Origin of the sequence: Clostridium sp. D43t1_170807_H7, assembly GCF_015555905.1 — a bacterium.
Taxonomy (GTDB): Bacteria; Bacillota; Clostridia; order Clostridiales; family Clostridiaceae; genus Clostridium.
The window spans coordinates 136,304-156,003 of the sequence record NZ_JADNLK010000005.1 but is presented as its reverse complement, the minus strand read 5'-3'; the positions used below and the strand labels follow the sequence as shown (position 1 = coordinate 156,003).

The 19,700-nt window shown below is 26.4% G+C and carries 19 protein-coding genes and 1 pseudogene; 6 read left to right on the top strand and 14 right to left on the bottom strand.

The genetic code is table 11. From position 1 onward, the window contains the following. Positions 1–540 (bottom strand): annotated as a pseudogene (locus I2E98_RS15970) (hypothetical protein); the annotation flags it as partial. A 194-nt stretch (positions 541–734) separates the two neighbouring features. On the opposite strand from I2E98_RS15970, the gene I2E98_RS04965 reads away from it, so the two are divergent. Further along, positions 735–1,253, top strand: a complete 519-nt coding sequence (locus I2E98_RS04965) for an NUDIX hydrolase (protein ID WP_195467856.1) — start codon at positions 735–737, stop codon at positions 1,251–1,253. A 66-nt stretch (positions 1,254–1,319) separates the two neighbouring features. Here the strand turns inward: I2E98_RS04965 and I2E98_RS04960 are convergent, their stop codons facing one another. Together I2E98_RS04960 and I2E98_RS04955 are read right to left on the bottom strand one after the other, a co-directional pair. After that, on the bottom strand, positions 1,320–2,423 hold the full coding sequence (locus tag I2E98_RS04960) for a DHHW family protein (RefSeq protein ID WP_195467855.1): 1,104 nt from the start codon (positions 2,421–2,423) through the stop codon (positions 1,320–1,322). Positions 2,424–2,437: 14 nt separating this feature from the next. Beyond that, entirely contained in the window at positions 2,438–3,814 is a 1,377-nt protein-coding gene (locus I2E98_RS04955; protein WP_195467854.1) for an MBOAT family protein, read from the bottom strand. Between the two features lie 267 nt (positions 3,815–4,081). Between I2E98_RS04955 and nadA the strand changes: the two genes are divergently transcribed. From nadA to nadC, 3 genes are read left to right on the top strand one after another with little or no spacing between them, the layout of a single operon-like run. Beyond that, entirely contained in the window at positions 4,082–4,987 is a 906-nt protein-coding gene (nadA, locus tag I2E98_RS04950; RefSeq protein ID WP_195467853.1) for a quinolinate synthase NadA, read from the top strand. Between the two features lie 4 nt (positions 4,988–4,991). Further along, on the top strand, positions 4,992–6,275 hold the full coding sequence (locus tag I2E98_RS04945) for an L-aspartate oxidase (protein ID WP_195467852.1): 1,284 nt from the start codon (positions 4,992–4,994) through the stop codon (positions 6,273–6,275). Then, complete coding sequence (nadC, locus tag I2E98_RS04940; protein ID WP_195467851.1) at positions 6,253–7,092, top strand: carboxylating nicotinate-nucleotide diphosphorylase; 840 nt, start codon at positions 6,253–6,255, stop codon at positions 7,090–7,092. Before I2E98_RS04945 ends, nadC begins: the two co-directional genes overlap by 23 nt. Positions 7,093–7,222: 130 nt before the next feature. Here nadC and I2E98_RS04935 read toward each other — a convergent pair whose 3' ends face one another. The 4 genes from I2E98_RS04935 to I2E98_RS04920 form a co-directional block, all read right to left on the bottom strand. Then, positions 7,223–8,368, bottom strand: coding sequence for a glycosyltransferase family 2 protein (locus tag I2E98_RS04935; RefSeq protein WP_195467850.1), 1,146 nt, complete (start codon positions 8,366–8,368; stop codon positions 7,223–7,225). Positions 8,369–8,499: 131 nt separating this feature from the next. Then, complete coding sequence (locus tag I2E98_RS04930) at positions 8,500–9,192, bottom strand: TIGR01906 family membrane protein (RefSeq protein WP_243250948.1); 693 nt, start codon at positions 9,190–9,192, stop codon at positions 8,500–8,502. 127 nt (positions 9,193–9,319) lie between these two features. Continuing rightward, positions 9,320–10,084, bottom strand: a complete 765-nt coding sequence (locus I2E98_RS04925; RefSeq protein WP_195467849.1) for a hypothetical protein — start codon at positions 10,082–10,084, stop codon at positions 9,320–9,322. Between the two features lie 213 nt (positions 10,085–10,297). Beyond that, a complete protein-coding gene (locus I2E98_RS04920) occupies positions 10,298–10,447 on the bottom strand; it encodes a hypothetical protein (protein WP_195467848.1) in 150 nt (49 codons plus the stop codon). Between the two features lie 341 nt (positions 10,448–10,788). Between I2E98_RS04920 and I2E98_RS04915 the strand changes: the two genes are divergently transcribed. Beyond that, positions 10,789–11,973: an AI-2E family transporter gene (locus I2E98_RS04915; protein ID WP_195467847.1), complete on the top strand. Its 1,185-nt coding sequence runs from the start codon at positions 10,789–10,791 to the stop codon at positions 11,971–11,973. A 76-nt stretch (positions 11,974–12,049) separates the two neighbouring features. Here I2E98_RS04915 and I2E98_RS04910 read toward each other — a convergent pair whose 3' ends face one another. Both I2E98_RS04910 and I2E98_RS04905 read right to left on the bottom strand, forming a co-directional pair. Then, positions 12,050–12,298 (bottom strand): hypothetical protein, encoded by a 249-nt coding sequence (locus tag I2E98_RS04910; RefSeq protein WP_195467846.1) that lies wholly within the window; start codon positions 12,296–12,298, stop codon positions 12,050–12,052. A gap of 176 nt (positions 12,299–12,474) precedes the next feature. Further along, entirely contained in the window at positions 12,475–12,624 is a 150-nt protein-coding gene (locus tag I2E98_RS04905; RefSeq protein WP_195467845.1) for a hypothetical protein, read from the bottom strand. Between the two features lie 338 nt (positions 12,625–12,962). Here I2E98_RS04905 and I2E98_RS04900 point away from each other — a divergent pair, with 338 nt between their 5' ends. Continuing rightward, on the top strand, positions 12,963–14,864 hold the full coding sequence (locus I2E98_RS04900; protein ID WP_195467874.1) for a glutamine synthetase: 1,902 nt from the start codon (positions 12,963–12,965) through the stop codon (positions 14,862–14,864). 47 nt (positions 14,865–14,911) lie between these two features. Here the strand turns inward: I2E98_RS04900 and I2E98_RS04895 are convergent, their stop codons facing one another. The 5 genes from I2E98_RS04895 to I2E98_RS04875 all read right to left on the bottom strand — a co-directional run bounded on the left by I2E98_RS04895 (position 14,912) and on the right by I2E98_RS04875 (position 19,195). Further along, entirely contained in the window at positions 14,912–15,454 is a 543-nt protein-coding gene (locus I2E98_RS04895) for a hypothetical protein (protein WP_195467844.1), read from the bottom strand. A 142-nt stretch (positions 15,455–15,596) separates the two neighbouring features. Next, entirely contained in the window at positions 15,597–16,217 is a 621-nt protein-coding gene (locus tag I2E98_RS04890; RefSeq protein ID WP_195467843.1) for a J domain-containing protein, read from the bottom strand. A 65-nt stretch (positions 16,218–16,282) separates the two neighbouring features. Further along, positions 16,283–17,176 carry a DUF5685 family protein gene (locus I2E98_RS04885; protein WP_195467842.1) on the bottom strand — a complete coding sequence of 298 codons (894 nt, stop codon included), beginning with the start codon at positions 17,174–17,176 and terminating at the stop codon, positions 16,283–16,285. A gap of 160 nt (positions 17,177–17,336) precedes the next feature. Continuing rightward, positions 17,337–18,131, bottom strand: coding sequence for a TPM domain-containing protein (locus I2E98_RS04880; protein WP_195467841.1), 795 nt, complete (start codon positions 18,129–18,131; stop codon positions 17,337–17,339). After that, positions 18,128–19,195: a hypothetical protein gene (locus tag I2E98_RS04875; RefSeq protein ID WP_195467840.1), complete on the bottom strand. Its 1,068-nt coding sequence runs from the start codon at positions 19,193–19,195 to the stop codon at positions 18,128–18,130. The genes I2E98_RS04880 and I2E98_RS04875 overlap by 4 nt, the downstream gene beginning before the upstream one ends. Between the last annotated feature and the right edge of the window lie 505 nt (positions 19,196–19,700).

Sequence of the window (19,700 nt, the reverse complement as noted above, 5' to 3'; positions counted from 1 at the left end):
TCCTGTTGGTCCTGTTGGCCCTTGAATACCTTGAACACCTTGTACTCCTGTTGCACCAGTTGCTCCTGTTGCACCTGTTGGTCCTGTTGGTCCTTGAATACCTTGAACACCTTGTGCTCCTGTTGCTCCTGTTGCACCAGTTGCCCCTGTTGGTCCTGTTGGTCCTTGAATACCTTGAACACCTTGTGCTCCTGTTGCTCCTGTTGCACCAGTTGCTCCTCTTAATCCTTGTGGTCCTTGTGCTCCTGTTGCTCCTGTTGCCCCTCTTTCTCCTGTTGCTCCTCTTTCTCCTGTTGCTCCAGTTGCTCCTGGACAACCTCTTGGTCCTCTTGGCCCTCTTGGTCCAACGCAACAACATTTATATTCATCATCATAATATTCTTTAGATGAACAGTCCATATTTTCATCTATATCATCTGAAAAGAACTCTTCATCTTCGTTACCAGTATTGCATTCATTCATTTTACTTCTACATAATCTTCTTCTTCTTAATCTATCCTCATTCTTAGGATTGTTCATTGAGTTATTATAGTAACGCATTTTATCCTCCTAATTACATACTAAAATTTGTCATTTGCTCTGTCTATACTTTCATTTTATGTCCATATTTTTTTATTGTTACATATTATTTAGATAAAATATCTCATAATACTACATTTAAACTTTATGATATAATATTTAAATAATATATTAAGTATAAATTATTATAAAACTATATATAAGGAGATATATTTATGAAATTTTATGAAACCACTATTAAAGAAACAGCAATATATAATGGTAACTATTTAAATTTAATAAATGTTCAAGTGGAATTACCTAATGGAAATTTATCTAATAGAGATATAATTAAACATCCAGGAGCTTGTGCTATAATTCCTTTTATAAGTGAAAATGAAGTTATATTGATAGAACAATTTAGAAAACCTTTAGAGAGAACACTTCTTGAGATTCCAGCTGGAAAGCTTAATAAGAACGAATCCCCTATAAATTGCGCTCATAGAGAACTAGAAGAAGAAACTGGATATAAAGCTAAAGATATGATTTATCTTGGAAAAATTGCTACTGCGCCTGGCTTTTGTGATGAAATAATTCACTTATTTAAAGCTACTAATTTATATGAAGGTAAGAAAGCATGTGATGAAGATGAGTTTACAGATATAAAAAAATTTACATTAGATGACCTAAAATTAATGATAAAAAAAGGTGAAATAATCGATACTAAAACTATTAGTATTCTATCTTATTTATAATTATATAAATAATTTACGCAGTAACATACAAAGAGTAATTAATACTTTTGTTATTACTGCGCTAATTTAATACTTAAGCCTTAATACATTATTATCTGTAGCTAAATTTATAAAATTATATATAATCAAAATATTTTCAAAATCATTTTCTTCTAAATAACTACTTAATCTACTACTAAAATGCCTTAAATCTATAACATGAATCTCTTCATAATTTTGAGTCAAAAATGGCACTAATGAATTTCCAAAGGAATCTTTTATAACTAATATTTTCTTATTATTTTTAATATCTTTATTTTTTATTATAGTTAATGGATTATTTCCATATAAAAATAACGAATACTTATCTCTTAAAATTTTCTTCGAATAATCATATATAGAATCATATATTTTATCTCCCACTATTTCCATTGTTAAATTATTAAAATCATAATAAGTCATCATATCTGGCTTAATATTAAAAGGTTTTGCTTTCGAATAATATGAGCCATAAAAATTAGGCAATTCTACTTTTTGAAAATTTTCTAAATTAACTCTATTTCCATCAATTGAATTAATAAAATTACAATAAGCTAAATAAGCTCCATATGTTGTCCAGTGATGATCTGTTTTATAATAAATATAGCTATTTTTATTATTTAATAATTCTTTCATTACATCTATATTATTAGTATATTTTGAAAAATCATATATTTTGTTAATTGTTTCCTCCTGCATAATTATAGGTGAACCCATTGGTAAACTTTCTTTATATATCTCATATGAATTTGGTATAATCATTAATGAAACCTTATCATAATACTTTTCTGCGAAATTATTTATAACCTCAACATTATTTTTTAATCTTTCCTCATTTAAAGAATCAAATTTTTCAAATAGCTCTCCATTACTCCCGTATATTATTCCATTATTTTCAATTTTGCCTAAAACATATTCATTCATTGATTTTAAGCTTATCCATTTATCTCTTAATGGAAATTGATCATTAATATACTTTTCATACTCTTTTTGAAAACTTCCATCTAAAAAATTTTTTATTGAAAATGTAACACTCGTTTTTAAATTTCTATTTTCTAATTCTGAAAACTCTTTATCATTGCTAATTAAGCTAACTATTGGCAATACTATAATTGCTATGACAAAAGAATATAATAAATAATTTTTCTTCATATAATCACCATCCTCTAAAATCTAAAATATAAAAATGGATTATATGTAGCATCAACTAAATAAGCTATAGATACCAGAAATATACTCATCAAAATAAACGTATTTAAGACATCACTTTTAATAACTTTATTATATATGTTTTTTAATATGGGAGTTGAAAATACTAATGCAATTATAAAAGTAATCCCGTAATTTCGTACATAATATATCCATTGACTGTTTTTACTTATGCTAAACATTTCTTTCAATAATATTTTTAGTTGTCCTAAATCTACTATTGCAAATATTACCCATCCAAGCAATATAAAAAATATTGAATATATATGTGAAATTATTTTATGTCTTTCTAAAAATTTTAATAAGAAAGCTTTCTCTATACTAATTAAAATAAAAAAGTATAATCCCCACAGTATAAAATTGTAACTAGCTCCATGCCAAAATCCAGTTAAAAACCATACTATAAAAAGATTTATATATACTCTTAATCTTCCTACTCTGTTCCCTCCTAAAGGTATATATACATACTCTTTAAACCAAGATCCTAATGTAATATGCCATCTTCTCCAAAATTCAGTTATACTTTTTGATATGTAAGGATAATTAAAATTTCTTGGGAAGTTAAATCCTAATATCTTACCAAGTCCTATTGCCATTAATGAATATCCACTAAAATCAAAATATATTTGAAATGCAAATGCTAAAACAGATATCCATGCTATTACTGTTCCTATTCCATCAAATCCCTTCCCTTCAATTTCAGACCAAAATGCTCCTATATTATTTGCTATAAGCACCTTACTTCCTAATCCAAGTATAAATAACTCTATCCCATCTTGAATTTGCTTTATATCTATCTTTCTATGTTTTAATTCAAGATTTATATCAGTATATTTAACTATAGGTCCTGCAATAAGCTGTGGAAATAAACATACAAATGCTCCAAAATTAATAATGTTTTTTTCAGCCTTAACTTTCCCTAGAAATACATCTATAGTATATGACATAGTTTGAAATGTATAAAAACTAATACCTAAAGGTAATGTTATTTTTACATATTTTAGAGATAACCCAAGAATATTATTTATATTTTCTAAAAAGAAGTTAAAATACTTAAAGAAAAATAAAATTCCTAAATTAAATAATATAGATATGGATAAAAGCATTATACTTACCTTCTTATTATTTCTACTTTTCTCTATTCCTCTACTGACAAAGTAATCTACAAATATTGATGCTACCATTATTAAAAAGTACTTAGGTTCACCCCAAGAATAAAATATTAAACTTACAAGCAACAAAGTTAAATTTTTAAATTTATTTGGGGTTAAAAAATATAAAATCATTGCTATAGGCAAAAATCTAAATATAAATAAAACACTACTAAAAACCATTTTTTCTCTCTTTCCTACGCCTCTTAATTACCAATATTTTCATGAACCTCAGAGGCGTTATTTTAATATTTTTCTCTTCTTAATTAGACTATATTCCCTACTAATTTGTTCCTTATGCCATTTTTCAAATTATATTCTGTAAATATATGTATTGACCTCAGAGGAAGCTTATCCTTTTCTACAGATACAGTTATATTGAATTGTATATACTTTTATGATAATCTTGTGTATATACACATGTAAATATTTTTAAAAGGAAGTGTAAAAATGAACTTAAAAGAAGAAATACTAAAATTAAAAGAAGAAAAAAATGCATTAATAGTTGCTCATCTTTATCAGTGTGATGAAATTCAGGAAATTGCTGATATAGTTGGTGACTCTTACTTCTTAAGTAAAAAAGCTATGGAAAGTAATAAAGACTTAATAATCTTTTGTGGAGTAAAATTCATGGCTGAAAGTGCAAAAATTCTTTCTCCAAATAAAAAAGTACTTATTCCATCAAATAGTACAACTTGCCCTATGGCTGATATGGCTTTAGTTAATCGCCTTGAAGTTTTAAAGGACAAGCATCCTAATGCTAAGGTAGTCAGTTATATTAATTCTAATTTAGATATAAAAGCTTTGTCTGATGTATGTGTTACTTCATCATCAGCTATTAATATATTAAATAATATAGATTCTGACGAAATAATCTTCTTACCTGATCGAAACTTAGGTAGGTATTTAGCTGAACAACTACCAAATAAAAAATTCACTTTATATCCTGGTTTTTGTCCTACTCATGAAAGAATTGAAAAAGATGAGATTATAGAACTAAAAGAAAAATATCCAAACTATCCTGTTTTAGTTCACCCTGAATGTAATAAAGAAGTTCGTGATTTAGCTGACTATATAGGAAGTACATCAGAACTTATTAATTATAGTGCTTCTTCAACTGCTGATGGATTTATTGTAGTAACTGAAGAAGGTGTATTTTATGAAATGAAATTAAAAAGTCCTAATAAAACTTTTATTCCTACAAAGACAGGAATGATTTGTCCTAATATGAAAAAAATATCTCTTAATGATTTATATAATTGTTTAAAAAATGAAGAATTTGAAATTCATATTGACGAAGAACTTAGAGTTAGCGCTCATAAAGCTCTAGAAAATATGCATCTTTTATCAGTGTAAAATTATGAATTATGATGTTTTAATAGTTGGTACAGGTGTTGCAGGCCTTTATACTGCTCTTAATTTAAGAGATGATATTAGGATATTAATGATAACTAAAGATACTTTTAGAGATTGTAATAGTTATTTAGCTCAAGGAGGAATTTCAACTTCCCTTGGCATTTTTGATGAAGAAAATTATTTTAATGACACAATGAAAGCAGGAAATTATCATAATGATACTGAAGCAGTTAAATTTCTAATAAAAAACTCCGTTGAGAATATTAATAATTTAGTTAAAATGGGAGTACCTTTTGATAGAACTGAAGATAACCTAAGATATACAAGAGAGGGTGGTCATAGTGAATTTAGAATAGTCCATGTTAAAGATGAAACTGGAAAATCAGTTACTGAAACTTTATTAAACATTGCTGCTAATAAAAAGAATATTACTATGATAGAAAATATAACATTAATAGATTTAATCTCTAAAGATAATATTTGTTATGGTGGAATCTTAAAGGACTCAAATAAAACTTATAAGGTAAATAGTAAATTTACTATCTTAGCAACTGGCGGTATTGGTGGAATATTTAATTCTACAACTAATATCGAGTCTCTAACTGGAGATGGTCTTAATATCAGCCTAAAAAATAATATTGAAATTAAAGATATGGAATATTTGCAACTTCATCCTACTGTTTTATATGAACCATCAGCTAAAGGAAAGAAATTGCTTTTATCAGAATCTCTACGTGGCGAGGGTGGAATAATTTTAAATCAAAACCACGAAGAATTTATTGATTCCTTACTTCCTAGAGATATTGTATCTACTGCAATATTAAAAGAAATAGAAAAAACACCAGATACTCCTTATGTTTATCTAGATATGACTAAAAAATCAAAAGAATTTCTAATGGGTAGATTTCCTTTTCTATATAATGAATGTTTAAAAAGAGGTTATGAGATGGATAAAGATCTTCTTCCTATAGCTCCCGCTCATCATTACTGTATGGGAGGAATTAAAGTTGACTTATTTTCTAGAACATCTATGAATAATCTTTATGCTGTTGGCGAAGCTAGTTGTACTGGAGTACATGGAAGTAATAGACTTGCTAGTAACTCACTACTAGAAGCCTTAGTTTTTGGTAAACAAGCTTCTGAAAATATTAACTCTAAAATAAATGAAATAAAATTTAAAGAAATTATTGAAGAACCTAAATCATATGCATTAGATTCTTATGAAGAATTAATAAACTTTTTAAAAAGAAAGGTGGATAATAGATATGCTAAACTATTTAATTATTGATAAAATAATTAAAAATGCACTAGAAGAAGATATTCCTTACGGTGATATTACAGCTTCCTCTGTAATTACTAAAGGTTCTAAAGCAAAAGCTTCTCTAATTGCTAAAGAAGATGGAATCATTTGTGGATTACCTGTATTTGAAAGAGTATTTACCATATTAGGTGAAGTTGAATTTATATCATTAATTTCAGAAGGTTCAAAAGTAAAAACTGGCGATATAATTGGTGAAGTTAAGGGCGATGCTCTTAATATTTTAATGGGGGAAAGAGTTGCTTTAAATTTACTTCAAAAAATGAGTGGAATTGCAACATTAACTAACAAATATGTAAATGAACTTAAAGGACTTAATACAAAACTTTTAGATACAAGAAAAACTACGGCTAATCTTAGGATATTAGAAAAATATGCTGTTAAAATAGGTGGTGGAAATAATCATCGTTTTTCTTTATCAGATGGAATTTTAATTAAAGATAATCATATTGGATACGCTGGTAGCATAAAAGAAGCAATTAGGCTAGCTAAAGAAAATTCTTCATTTGTTAGAAAAATAGAAGTTGAAACTGAATCTAAAGAAGATGTAATAGAAGCTCTTGAAGCTGGTGCTGACATAATTATGCTAGATAATATGTCTCCATCCCAAGCTACTGAAATGGTTAAATTAATAAATGGACGTGCTCTTACAGAATGTTCAGGAAATATTACTTTAGATACTGTAAGAAATTATGCATTGTCTGGTGTAGATTTTATTTCCTCAGGTGAATTAACCCATTCAGTAAAAGCATTCGATATTTCTTTAAAAAACTTCATGCAATTATAAAATTTTATGAAAAAAGTAATTATATTTCCCAAAAGAAGACTATATAAACTTCTATATAAACTTCTATAGGAATTATAATTACTTTTTATTTATCTATTCTATTAAATGAAAAAACCTTACTATGCTTAATCTATAGATATTTAGTATAATCACTTAATTTTAGTGGATACTCTAATTTAGGTGGTTCTATCTTTAATTCTTTAAAATCTCTTTCGAATACATTTCTATTATATAAAATTTTTTCTGTTTCTCCATTAAATGTTGCTGCTAATTCATTAAAGAAATATGAACATTTTATTTGACCTAGATTATAATAGCAAACACATAACTGTAAGCTTGGTATCCATGTATAATAATCACTATTTGAAATAGCCATATTATAACTATCTGGCCTTGAATCTAATGCCACTCTATACCAAAATGCTGCTTGTTTAAAATTCTTTTTTTCAATATAATACTCTCCCAAACTACATGCAATTTCTGCTGTGGGCGTATCTATCTTAAAGGATTCAAATGCAATATCAGGTATTTTATCCTTTTTATTTATTATATTTAATGCACTTATAATCTTTAAATATGCACCCTTTACATCCTCTATCCATCCTTGCTTAGTATTTATAAACTTTCTATATTGTTCTATGGCCTCATTATAATATTTATTGTCAAATAATTCATTAGCATAATAATACATATCTCTTGGAGTAAATTTTTTGTTGTTTTTCTCCATGTCTTTAAATATTTGAAGGTTTCTATCTGTATACTCTTTAATTTTACCATGTTCAATAGCAAAATCTCCTTCAAGACCTTTACCATAAACCTCTAGATATTCATGAACATTTCCTATCCAAATAAATCTACATTTTCTTTTAACTATTCTATTTCTTCTTAACGATGTAGTCACCTTACCCTCATTATTTCTAGCTAGTATATATTCTGCACTTACATAATCATAACTATCATCCATATTTTCTAAAAGTAATTTTATTTTTCTAATATCGTCATCATTGATATAATCATCACCATCTAACCACATTATATAATCACTAGTTGCTTTACTAAATGAAAAATTTCTTGCTGCCGAAAAATCATTTATCCATTTAAAATCATATATTTTAGCATTAAATCTTGATGCAATTATCTTTGTTTCATCCTTAGAACCTGTATCTACTATTATAATTTCATTTATAAATGATTTCACTGAATTTAAGCATCTTTCAAGGGTTTTTGCTTCATCCTTCACAATCATACATAAACTTAAAGAAACCTTTCTCTCCATGTATCTCCTTCATTAAAATAAAAATTAATGCACATATTATAATAAGAAATCTTATTACAACATGTGCATTACTACCTAATTATTTAATTCTAGTTAAAAACCTACCTCTAAGGCCCTTTCAAAATTAAAATCTAATATCTAGATACTTTGTCATTGATACATTTTTTATTTATAACTTTAATAATTATAGATGATATTATAATTATTCCTAATATTATAGCTCCATATATCATAAATAAATCCTCAGGTAACGCATTTATTATAGGATCCATATTCTCATCAAATACCCAATAATCATTTTTAAAAAATATTTTATGAAATATTATAAAAGCCTTTGAAAAATCTATAATATATACTGCTACTAATATTATAAAAAACATAATTAAAATATTTGATCCTGAGTTAAGATTTCCTATAACTCTTCTACTAAAATACTTATAGCCTTTAATCCTACAAACAATAACATAAATCAAATTACCTATTATAAAAATTAAAGATATAATAATTAACGCAATAAAAATTCTTTTTACTTCATAAAAATGTATTTCACCATAAGGACTCATAGGAAAATTTTGAAATTTTAATGATCCTATAAATGGATTCTGAAGATAATTTATTAAACCACTATAATCAATCATTAGATTCTCTACTGAAACTCCAGTAATATTAACTAAATCATATTTATCTATAATAAACTTATATATAAACCTAAGATTCAATGCTATTATCGTAGAAATTGCTATAATTGATATTGCAGTAAATATACTCATTAATATTTTTAAAACACTATTTAAATACACTTTCTCCCCATTAACTTTTCTCATAACCCCTCCTTTAAACCTATATTAATTTTAACATATTTACATTTATTTGTAATACAATAATTATTATATAAAAAAATAGCAACCTTATTTTTCATAAAGTTGCCACTTATATACATATTAAATTTATCTATTTTATACTTCCTAAAAAGCATTTATCTTTAATTCTCTTATCCCTATTATCAAAAGGATTATTTATAAGAGCCTTACAATATAAGCTTGGATAATTTTTGCTTAAGTACTTCATATATTCAGCCCATTCTATTGTTAAATACTTATATACAGCCATTAAATCTTTTTCTATATGCTTTATTTCATATTCTTCAATATCTTCACAATATCTTGTATCCAATTCCTCTTTTAAATGCATTATTGTCATTAACATTTCTGTAAATGTCTCATGCTCTAATAAATTTCCATTAGAAATTAAATTAATAAGTAAATCCTTATTATCATCTAATCTATTTCTTATATCCTTTAAATTAATCTTATCTATATTTATTTCATAATCATAATTAAGAATATCTTCATGTAATTTTGCAAATGATTTATCACACCATGTATCAGATGTTATAGTTCTATGATTAGCCATAACCCCATGTGCATCACCCTTTACTATATCCGATAATAATTTTGTTCCAAGCTCAGTATAAAATAATCCTATAAGCATATTTAATTTTTCTAATAAATGCTCCTTTTCTCTTCTTTCAAGCATTTTATCTATTACTATAGTAGTAAAAAATACTTCCATTGGAATAAATGCTATATCTGCAATTAAAAATATCATTGTATGATGTACATCCTTAAAAATTAAAACATGTACATAATGTAAAATTACAGACAATAATACAAGTCCAACACCTATTAAAATCGTTTCCTTTTTTCTTTTCTTCAAGTTGTTCCTCCCTCTTAATTTGTATAGCCTTTTGTTTCTTATCAAAATATGTTACTAATGTTTTATAGTATATCAGCATGTATCATCATAGTAAAGCCTTGCATATTTAAAACACTAAAAATGCTGATTCAAAGTAATATTTAAAAATTATACTTATAATCTTTAAATATTACTTTAAATCAATTTTATTTAGTTTCTACTTTTTACTATTTATTATATCTCATCTTCTTCTGAAGAAACTGTAAATACTTTTGAAGGATCAATTCCTAACTCCTCACAAGCCTCATTTAAATTACATCCTGTTTCATCCATATATTTTGCTACGTAAGCGTTAACATCAATTTGTGAATAAACATTCTCCATGCTGCATTCCTCCCTAATTTTTTAAATTAATACTTTCTAAATTACATCATATATATTTAAGTAATTTATATTTATTATATATTTTGATTAATTAAAATATTCCTATATTACCCTCTCCCCCTTAAAATTTAGTATATTTTTACAAAAATTCTGATAATTATGATTATTCTATATTTTTGATATTTATCCTTCTATTTCATTTAAACTTTTTTATTTTTAATATTATATCTAATTTAAAAATCTTATTTTCAACTAATATTATCCATAAAACAATTTAAATTTATGTTATAATATACTTTAATTGCTATTAAAATTACTTTAAGATTAAGGCGGTGAAATAATTGAAAATACATTTTGATAAAAAACTATTAAAGTATTCAATATATGTTACTTTAACAGCTATTGCTATTTATTTGGCTTTAACTATTATGTCCAATGTAGGTAAAATATTCACTACTACCTTTAATATTATTGGAGCTGGACTAAGTCTAATTAAGCCACTACTTATTGCTATAGTTATAGCTTATCTACTATATCCTTTAACAAAGTTTATAGAAAATTTTCTTAAAACAAATAACCTATACCAAATAAAAAATAAATCTACTAGAAGAGTAATAGCTATTGTATTATCTTATGTTTCAATAATTGGAATTGTACTTTCTTTACTTTGGGGTATTTATTTCATGATTGGTGGTCAGCTATCAAAAAATACAACAATAACAAATATAATATCGGATATATCTTCATACTTGAGTACTAATTCATTTTCTACTTCCACAATAGAAAATACTTTAAAAAACCTTAATATACCATTCATTGATACCTTACAACCATATATAATTCAAATAGTTGCTACTCTTCAAAAATATATTATGATTAATTTTGGAGCTATGACTTCTAATATTATGTCTATCGGAAGTAGTATTGCTTCATTCTTTGTAGCAATTATTATAAGTATTTATATTCTTAAGGATTCTGAATACTTTATTAGATTGTGGAAAAAATTATATTATTTAATTTTTAGAGAAAGCCGTGTTGGAAATAAAATTGAAGAAATATTTAGGCTAGTACATGACGTATTTTCAAAATTTATTCGAGGTCAATTGTTAGAGGCATTTTTTGTTGGTGCATTATCAGCAATAGCTTTATCTCTAGTTGGCATAGATTATGCTATTGTAATAGGCCTTATTGCAGGTATTTGCAATATGATTCCTTATGTTGGACCTTTAGTTGGTACACTTCTAGCTGCAATTATGGGACTATTGAGTGGTAGACCTATTAAAGTTATTTATGCTATTATCGCTATGCTTGTTGTTCAACAAATTGATAATAATTTATTAGCCCCTAAAATCGTTGGAAATAGTGTTGGGCTTCATGCTGTCTTTACTATGATGGCAATTATAATAGGTGGTAATGTAGGTGGTTTACTTGGAATGTTACTTGCAGTTCCAGTAGCAGCTTCTATTAGAGTTTTATTTAATAAATGGTATGAAGAATACACAAATTCAAACTTAACAGAAAATTAGATATTTATTCATAAAATAAAAAAGTCTGAACTTCAGACTTTTTTATTTTATAATATGTTATTTTACTTAACAAACTTTATAATACACAACTTAAAAGCATAGTAGCTATTCCACCTATAATTACTGTTTGTGCTATTTTTATGTTATCAATATTTATAATTGAATATAAAAATCCACCAATAACCGAAAATATACCTGCATATAATATTACGTCAAAATACTTATTTAAATAACTCTTAGAAAGAAGTACACTAACAAGCATTACTACTAATGTAATTACTACTCCATACCTTTCTTCTTTCACCTTTTCTTTGCACTTATTCATTTTCCCCATCTCCTTTATTATTCATCCCTATTTTTTATTTACTATATATAAACTACTAATTAAAACGTATACTACAATACTATTTTACCATATTATTCCATATTTTTCCACGCCACTTCCTTTTTTTTGTAAAAAAATAAAAATCTCACTTAGACGTGAGATTTTAAATTAATATTTTAATTTCCTATTTTAGTTATTGTTTTCTTACCATCACATTTCCATTTAATTTGTTCTTTACAGCTATCACAAGTTATAATTCCATTAGCCTCACAACCTGGTTCCTCAAAAATTATTTCTCCACAGTTAGGACATACAACGTTATTCATAATAAATCTCCTCTTATTGTTAAAACTATATTTATATATTTTTATTATTAATCATTTAAATATTATTATGCAATTATAGTAGTTAACTTTTTTAAATATATGTTTATCAAATTTTTAAAAGTATGTTATAATTTGTAAATAGGAATAATTTATGAAAAATTGTGATATTTTATTACAAATTTGATAAATATATTGACATATTTATCAAATTTGTAATAAAATCACTATAAGGAAATTGCGAATATTTTTCTTCTTATCCTTATTATTATTCGACTTTTAAATGAGAGGATGTGAACTTATTTCGTAAATATTATATAGATATTACGAAATTAAAGCTTATGATTGATAATTTACTTTACACTATACCTAAAGAAAATCACACAAAAGAGCAAGTAAGAGAAATTCTATCTGCCCATCCAGAAATAAAATTTGTATCATTTGTTGGTATTGATCTTTCTGGAAATGATACTGATGAAAAAATTCCAGTAAATTTATTTTTAGATGACTTAGATTCATTCCTACATGGAGTTGCAGTTCAAACAGATGGTTCATCAGTTGTTTTACCTGGAATAGCTACATTAAATAACGCAAAAGTAGATATGGTTGCTGATCTAAACTGCAAATGGTTTGTTGATTATAACTATGATTTTATTGATTACTCAACAAATAAACCTGTAGGTACTTTAAGAATACCTTGTTTCTTATATCATGATAACAAACCTGTAGATTCAAGAAACATTTTAAATAATGCAGTTAAAACATTTAAAGATAACTTATGGAATATCTTTGAAACACATCCTGAAGTGTTAGATATTTATAACATAAAAAAAGATGATATTGATGAAATAGTTATAACTTCTGCTACAGAGTTAGAATTTTGGGTTAAAACACCAAATACTGATGCTGAACTTGAAGAATTATCTACTTCTCAAGTACTTCACGAGCAATATTGGACAAGAACTAAAGGTAAAGTTCGTACAGCATTAGAAGAGAGCTTATTACTAATGGAAGCCTATGGATTTGAACCAGAAATGGGACATAAGGAAGTTGGTGGCGTTAGAGCCAAACTAGATGCCTCTGGTAACTTTAACCATGTAATGGAACAAATTGAAGTTGACTGGAAATATTCTGATGCAGTTCAAGCTGCTGATAATGAACTATTTATAAAAATATTAGTTCAAGAAACTTATAGAAGATATGGATTAGACGTTACATTCATGGCTAAACCTCTTGATGGTGTTGCTGGTTCTGGTATGCACGTTCATCTAGGTATTAGCTTAAAACTTAAAAATGGTAAGAGAATAAACTTATTCCATACTACAAAAGATCACTTCTTAAGTGTTATTGGTTATGGTTCATTAATGGGTCTTCTTAAAAACTATGAAGTTATGAATCCATTTATCTCTTCAACTAATAATTCTTTAAAGAGATTAAAGCCTGGATTTGAAGCTCCAGTTTGTATAGTTACTTCACTTGGATTATCTCCAAGTAATCCATCTAGAAATAGATCTATACTTGTTGGACTTATTAGAGATTTAGCTAATCCTCTGGCTACAAGATTTGAATTACGATCTCCAAATCCTCATTCAAATGCATATATAACTATAGCTGTATGCTATATGGCTATGCTTGATGGTATTCTTTATGCAGTAAATAATAATAAAACTGATGATGAATTACTAGATGAACTTTCTAAAGAATATGGTGAAGAGGCAGATTACTTAGAAAAGAATAGAAAATACAGAGCCGAAGAAGATGTATTTGAAGACTTCACTGAAGAAGAGAGAAATAAATATTTTAGTAAAGCACCAGCTACAATTTATGAAAATATCAGTGCTTTAGACAAATACCCTGAAAAAGTAGAAGTTCTAAAGAGAAATGGTGTATTAACAGATCAACTTATTAACAGCTTTAGAATGGCAACTATTAAGAGATGGAAAATGGAAATATCTCATAGAATAGTAAATAAGTTTACTACTGAAATAAGAGCTTCTAAATGCCTTCACGATGTAAATAAAGCTCTTGATTTAGATTTAACTAACTGGATGAGAATTCATGAATTAAGACTTTATATAATGAAAGATACTAATTCTACTAAGAGTCTTTTCACAAGACTTAAAGATGCAATTAATGAAGATAACTTATCCCTTGCTTCTGATCTTTATTTAGAATTAGAAGATAAAATGAGCTTATTAAGACATCTATACTCTTCATATAAGAAGAATTTATTAGATATTTAGCAAAAAATGAACTGCTACTATTAGCAGTTCATTTTTTTACTATTACTCTATATATTTTTATGTATTCTCTCCATATAGAATGTAATAATCATAGTCATTGCATAATCATAAATTAGAAAAATTGGTTGTGCTACTATCCATAATATTATAGATGCAATAGTTCTACCTGAAGTATCAAAGAATCTAGACATTAATACTTCTAATCCAGCTATTATATTTATTCCTAAAACATTCTGCATTATTATAAACCCAATTATAAATGCTATATTAAAAAATACAATCTTAAATAGTATCTCTAGTTTTTCTTTTCTAATTCTCTCTATAAAAAATTTAACTATTCCATATATTCCAAAGAATATAAAATATAAAAATGATATATTAATTGGAACTAAGAAAAAAGCAATTAAACTAGATGATATATATACAAAAATAGATGTCTGAATATTACTTCTTATAATACATACTGGTATTAACGCCGATGCAATTGTTAATATTGCTAATGTACTTATTGGTAGTATTGATGTTGCATATAATACTATAGTCGTTAATGCAACTAAAATCCCACCAAGAGCTATATCCCTAGCCTTCATAAAACTCCCCCCTCTATTCAGTGATAAGTGACAGGTGGCAAGTGACAAATTGTGTTTGAAATTCCTTGTGGAGTTTTTATAATATATTTTTTAAATTCATCCTAAGCTGAATTTATTCATTAGCTTAAAACTTGTCACTAAACTAACAGCAGCCTATAAGATCTCCACCAAAGCATTCACATAATGAATCTAAGCACCATAAATTCATACAACAATCACAAGTATCCATATTTCCAGTTGAAGTTCTATATGTTTGACTATATCCCCTACCTCTTGATTGTAGTTGATTTAATGCTTGCCTATACTCAAAATTATTAGGATCCATAGCACATGCCCTTTGTATATTATTATAAGCTGATTCAAACCATCCCTTTGCCATCATAACATTTCCATATAAGTAATACCACTCTGCATCTCTTTGCTTTATAGCATTAAGCTTTGCTTCTGCAGCCGTTATACTTCTCATTTGAATAAGACTTCTTACTTCTGCATAAATGACAGTATTACTACTATATGAATTAGATCCAGTATTATAACTAGCATTATATCCATTTGATGAAGAATTATAACTTGAATTCCCACCACCATTTTTTAACATATCATAAGCTTTGTTTATTTCTGCTAATTTTTCTTGTGCTAAATCCTTAAGCGGATTATCTACATATTGGTCTGGATGGTACTGTTTTACTAATTTCCTATAAGCTGATTTTATTTCTTCTTGAGAAGCTCCAGGCTTCACTCCTAATACTTCATACGGATTCATTTTAAAACACTCCTTTTATCCTCTGCTATCATTATGACTTATAAACCTTAAATATATCTTAATGTTTATTTTTTCTTATTCTTACACTTACAATTATTAATTATATTTTCATATTTATCCATCATACCAAGACTAATTATATTTTCCAATATAGATTTATTTCTTTTTAAAGGTAATTTATCTAATGCATATTTACAGTTGTATCCACAATTTAGAATAGTAAATTCCATTCTTGGTTTAATTTCCTTCAATAATTCTTCATAACTTTTATTTTCTTTATTATATAAATAGTTTATTGGATTAAATTTATCTTTTTCTATATCTTCCTTTAAGTCATCTAATGCATCTATTAAATAAATCCATTTTCCAAGGGCATAGCCTAAATCATAAAGTTGATATCTTAATTCATCACAATCATCATCAATATTCTCAGGATATAACTCTAAAATTTTAGCTACTATTAAACTAAAAGGGTGCGAAATTTCATCTATTGATGAAAATTCCTTATTTTCTTCTAAATTAGATAGCATATTTAAATTTTCTTCTATTATATCATTAATCATAGTAACATTTCTGTTAAATTTTCGTTTATATGGAGCTAGAGCAGCACTTTCAAGTTTACTTTTTAAGCTCTTATCATCATTTACATCATCAATCAGCTTATAATATACTAATGAAACATTCATAGCCGCTGTATATTCTAATGCTTTATTATTTATAATCATAGGCTTATTCTTTAATGGATGAGCCATACACTTTTTAAATTGAATATTAGGTTCTTCGCTATGTAACGCATCTAAAAGTAAACCCAAAAAAGCCATATCATAATTTAAAGCTAATCTTGGAATATTTCCAAAGTTATCTTTAATATGCATACATACACCACAATAATATCCCCTAAACATTTCATATTCTCTTATTTTAAGTTCAGGTTTAAGCGGAGTCACATAACCAAACAAATAATCACTCCTTTATGTATATTATTTATATATAAATTTAGTATAGTTTATTTAAAGATATTAATCAATTTCTACTATTATATTTCATTTTTTATTTATTAGCTAACTATAAAATAGAAATAGCTCTTTAAAATATAATCTTAAAGAGCTATTTCTAATTTTAAAAGCTTCCGCCCCCACCGCCATGGGTATTTCCACTACTTGATCTATGAGTGGAGCTTCTGCCACCACCACTTGAATTATTTTTTTCAATTTTTGTTTTAGTAGTAAATGTATTTACGAAAGTATCCCTTCTTCTAGTAAATACTATAGAGTTATTATCTACATAATTTACACTAGATACTGACTTTGCATTTTTGTAAGAATTAACTACAATTATACATGTTATACTTGCTACTATGGCTGCAACACCTAAAGCAATTAAGCCTACCTTTAAAGTATTCTCTTCTTCACTATAGGTATATTGCCCTTCCGGTACTCCGCTATCCATATAATATTGTATATCTGTCAAAAATATATTACATGCATGAAAGTACTCTCCATTACTCAAATACTTACTTATATCACTAATAATAGAGTCTATTCTATTATCAGTAAAATATTCTATTGCATCTCCACTAGTAGAAATCGATATTTTTCCATCATCCATATCTATTAATAATAATAATCCACTTTTATTATTACCTAATCCATAACCGTTATAATCATAATAATCATCTGCATAATCTCTAGGAGTTTTCCCTTCCAAATCATTGGATGTAACTATAACTGCATCCATATTATATTTTTCTCTAAAGTTTTCAATATCCTCTATTAATTCATTTTTTTCACTCTGTGATAAAAGGTTTGCATCATCAACTATTGGATTTACATTGGCCTTAACTATAAAACTAAATGATAATATAAAAATTAATGTACTAATAAAAGGTATACACTTTTTCTTTAAACTATTCATATAATCATACCCCCTATAAATACTAATAAAAATACTATTATAAAAATAACTAAAAATAATATAAATATTTTCCCCCTAGATACAGGTAATGCACCAAAAACTTTTCCTGTTTGTCCATTCATAGCAAAAATATAATTTTTACTTCCTGAACTATATGTCATCATCCATACAGGCATTAATGCATAATTACAAGAAGTTTTATTAAAGTTCTCATGAGTTCCTATAACATCAACAATTGAATATCCACTTATTGAACTTCTTAATATATCATTAGTTCCTTGCTTTATTTTATTTTCTATTAAAGGTAAAACCTCCTCTTTTGTTTTGTCATATTTTTCCGAAAAGAAACCTGGTAAATAAGCAATAGAAAAATCTTTAAACTCTTTAGAATCATATGGTTCTATACTTTCCATAACCTTATCATCCATTTTGCTTGATGCATTGCTAGGTACATTTTTAAATGTTAAATTTGCTTCTCTATAAATATTATATATATCTGTCTTAGTATATTTATAATCTCCCCTTACCCATGTTGTAATTTTTTTGCCTCTTGCACTCATTTGTCCAGTTACATTAGAATCAACTATCCAGAAAGGAATATAAATACCAGTTATTTTTTCCAATTGTTTAGATGAAGAAAATTCTTTAGGTAAAAACCATTTCTTTTTACTCCACTTTATAAAATTTTCAATAGCTTCATCTTTATCTATTTTAAATGGAATAACTTTAGATGGCTTAAATTCTCCATTAAACTTATCACTTAAAACTACAGGTCCATGGCAATAACAACAAAATGTAGCTGTAGTATTATTATCTGCTACTACCTCTGCTCCACATCTTGGACATGAATAAATTCTAGTTTTTTCCCCTATGTTATCCCATTCTTTATTATAAGTATATTCTAAATTTTCCTTATTTATATGTTGACTATCTAAACCATTTAACCTCTCTATTTCATCTACAGTAAACTCACTTAGACAAAAATCACATTTACCTTTTTGTAATTTTGGATCAAATTTAATCTCTGCTCCACAATTAGGACATTTATATGTAATAACAGCCATCTCTCTCCCCCTAATTTAATAATTCTTTACCTATAAAATTATACCATATTTTTTTATAATTTATTCAAAATACCAATTCTATTTTATATCTCAAAATTTAATTTTAATAGAACACAATTTTTAAATTTGTCTATATATTTTTATTAAAATTTCAATTTACTCTATTATAATATTCAAGGTTATTTATCCATATTTATACTTTTTATTTTTCTTGACTTTTATTTATTAATATGCTTCAACCTCTTTAGCTTTAGGTGTTAGAAGTATTTTTCCATTATTATCTATTTTATTTTTGGAATTTTACTCCTTGTTATATTATCCCACAATAATTTGACAGTATTTTTGATCTATAGTATAAACTAGTTGCAGGACGAAGGAATTAAATTCACAATCTTGGAGGTGTATTTTCTGTTTAAGAAGATTTTTGTTTTAACAACTTCACTTGCTCTATCAATGTTTGGTATAAATGAATTTTATGCACATGCAAGTGTTTTAAATAATAAAA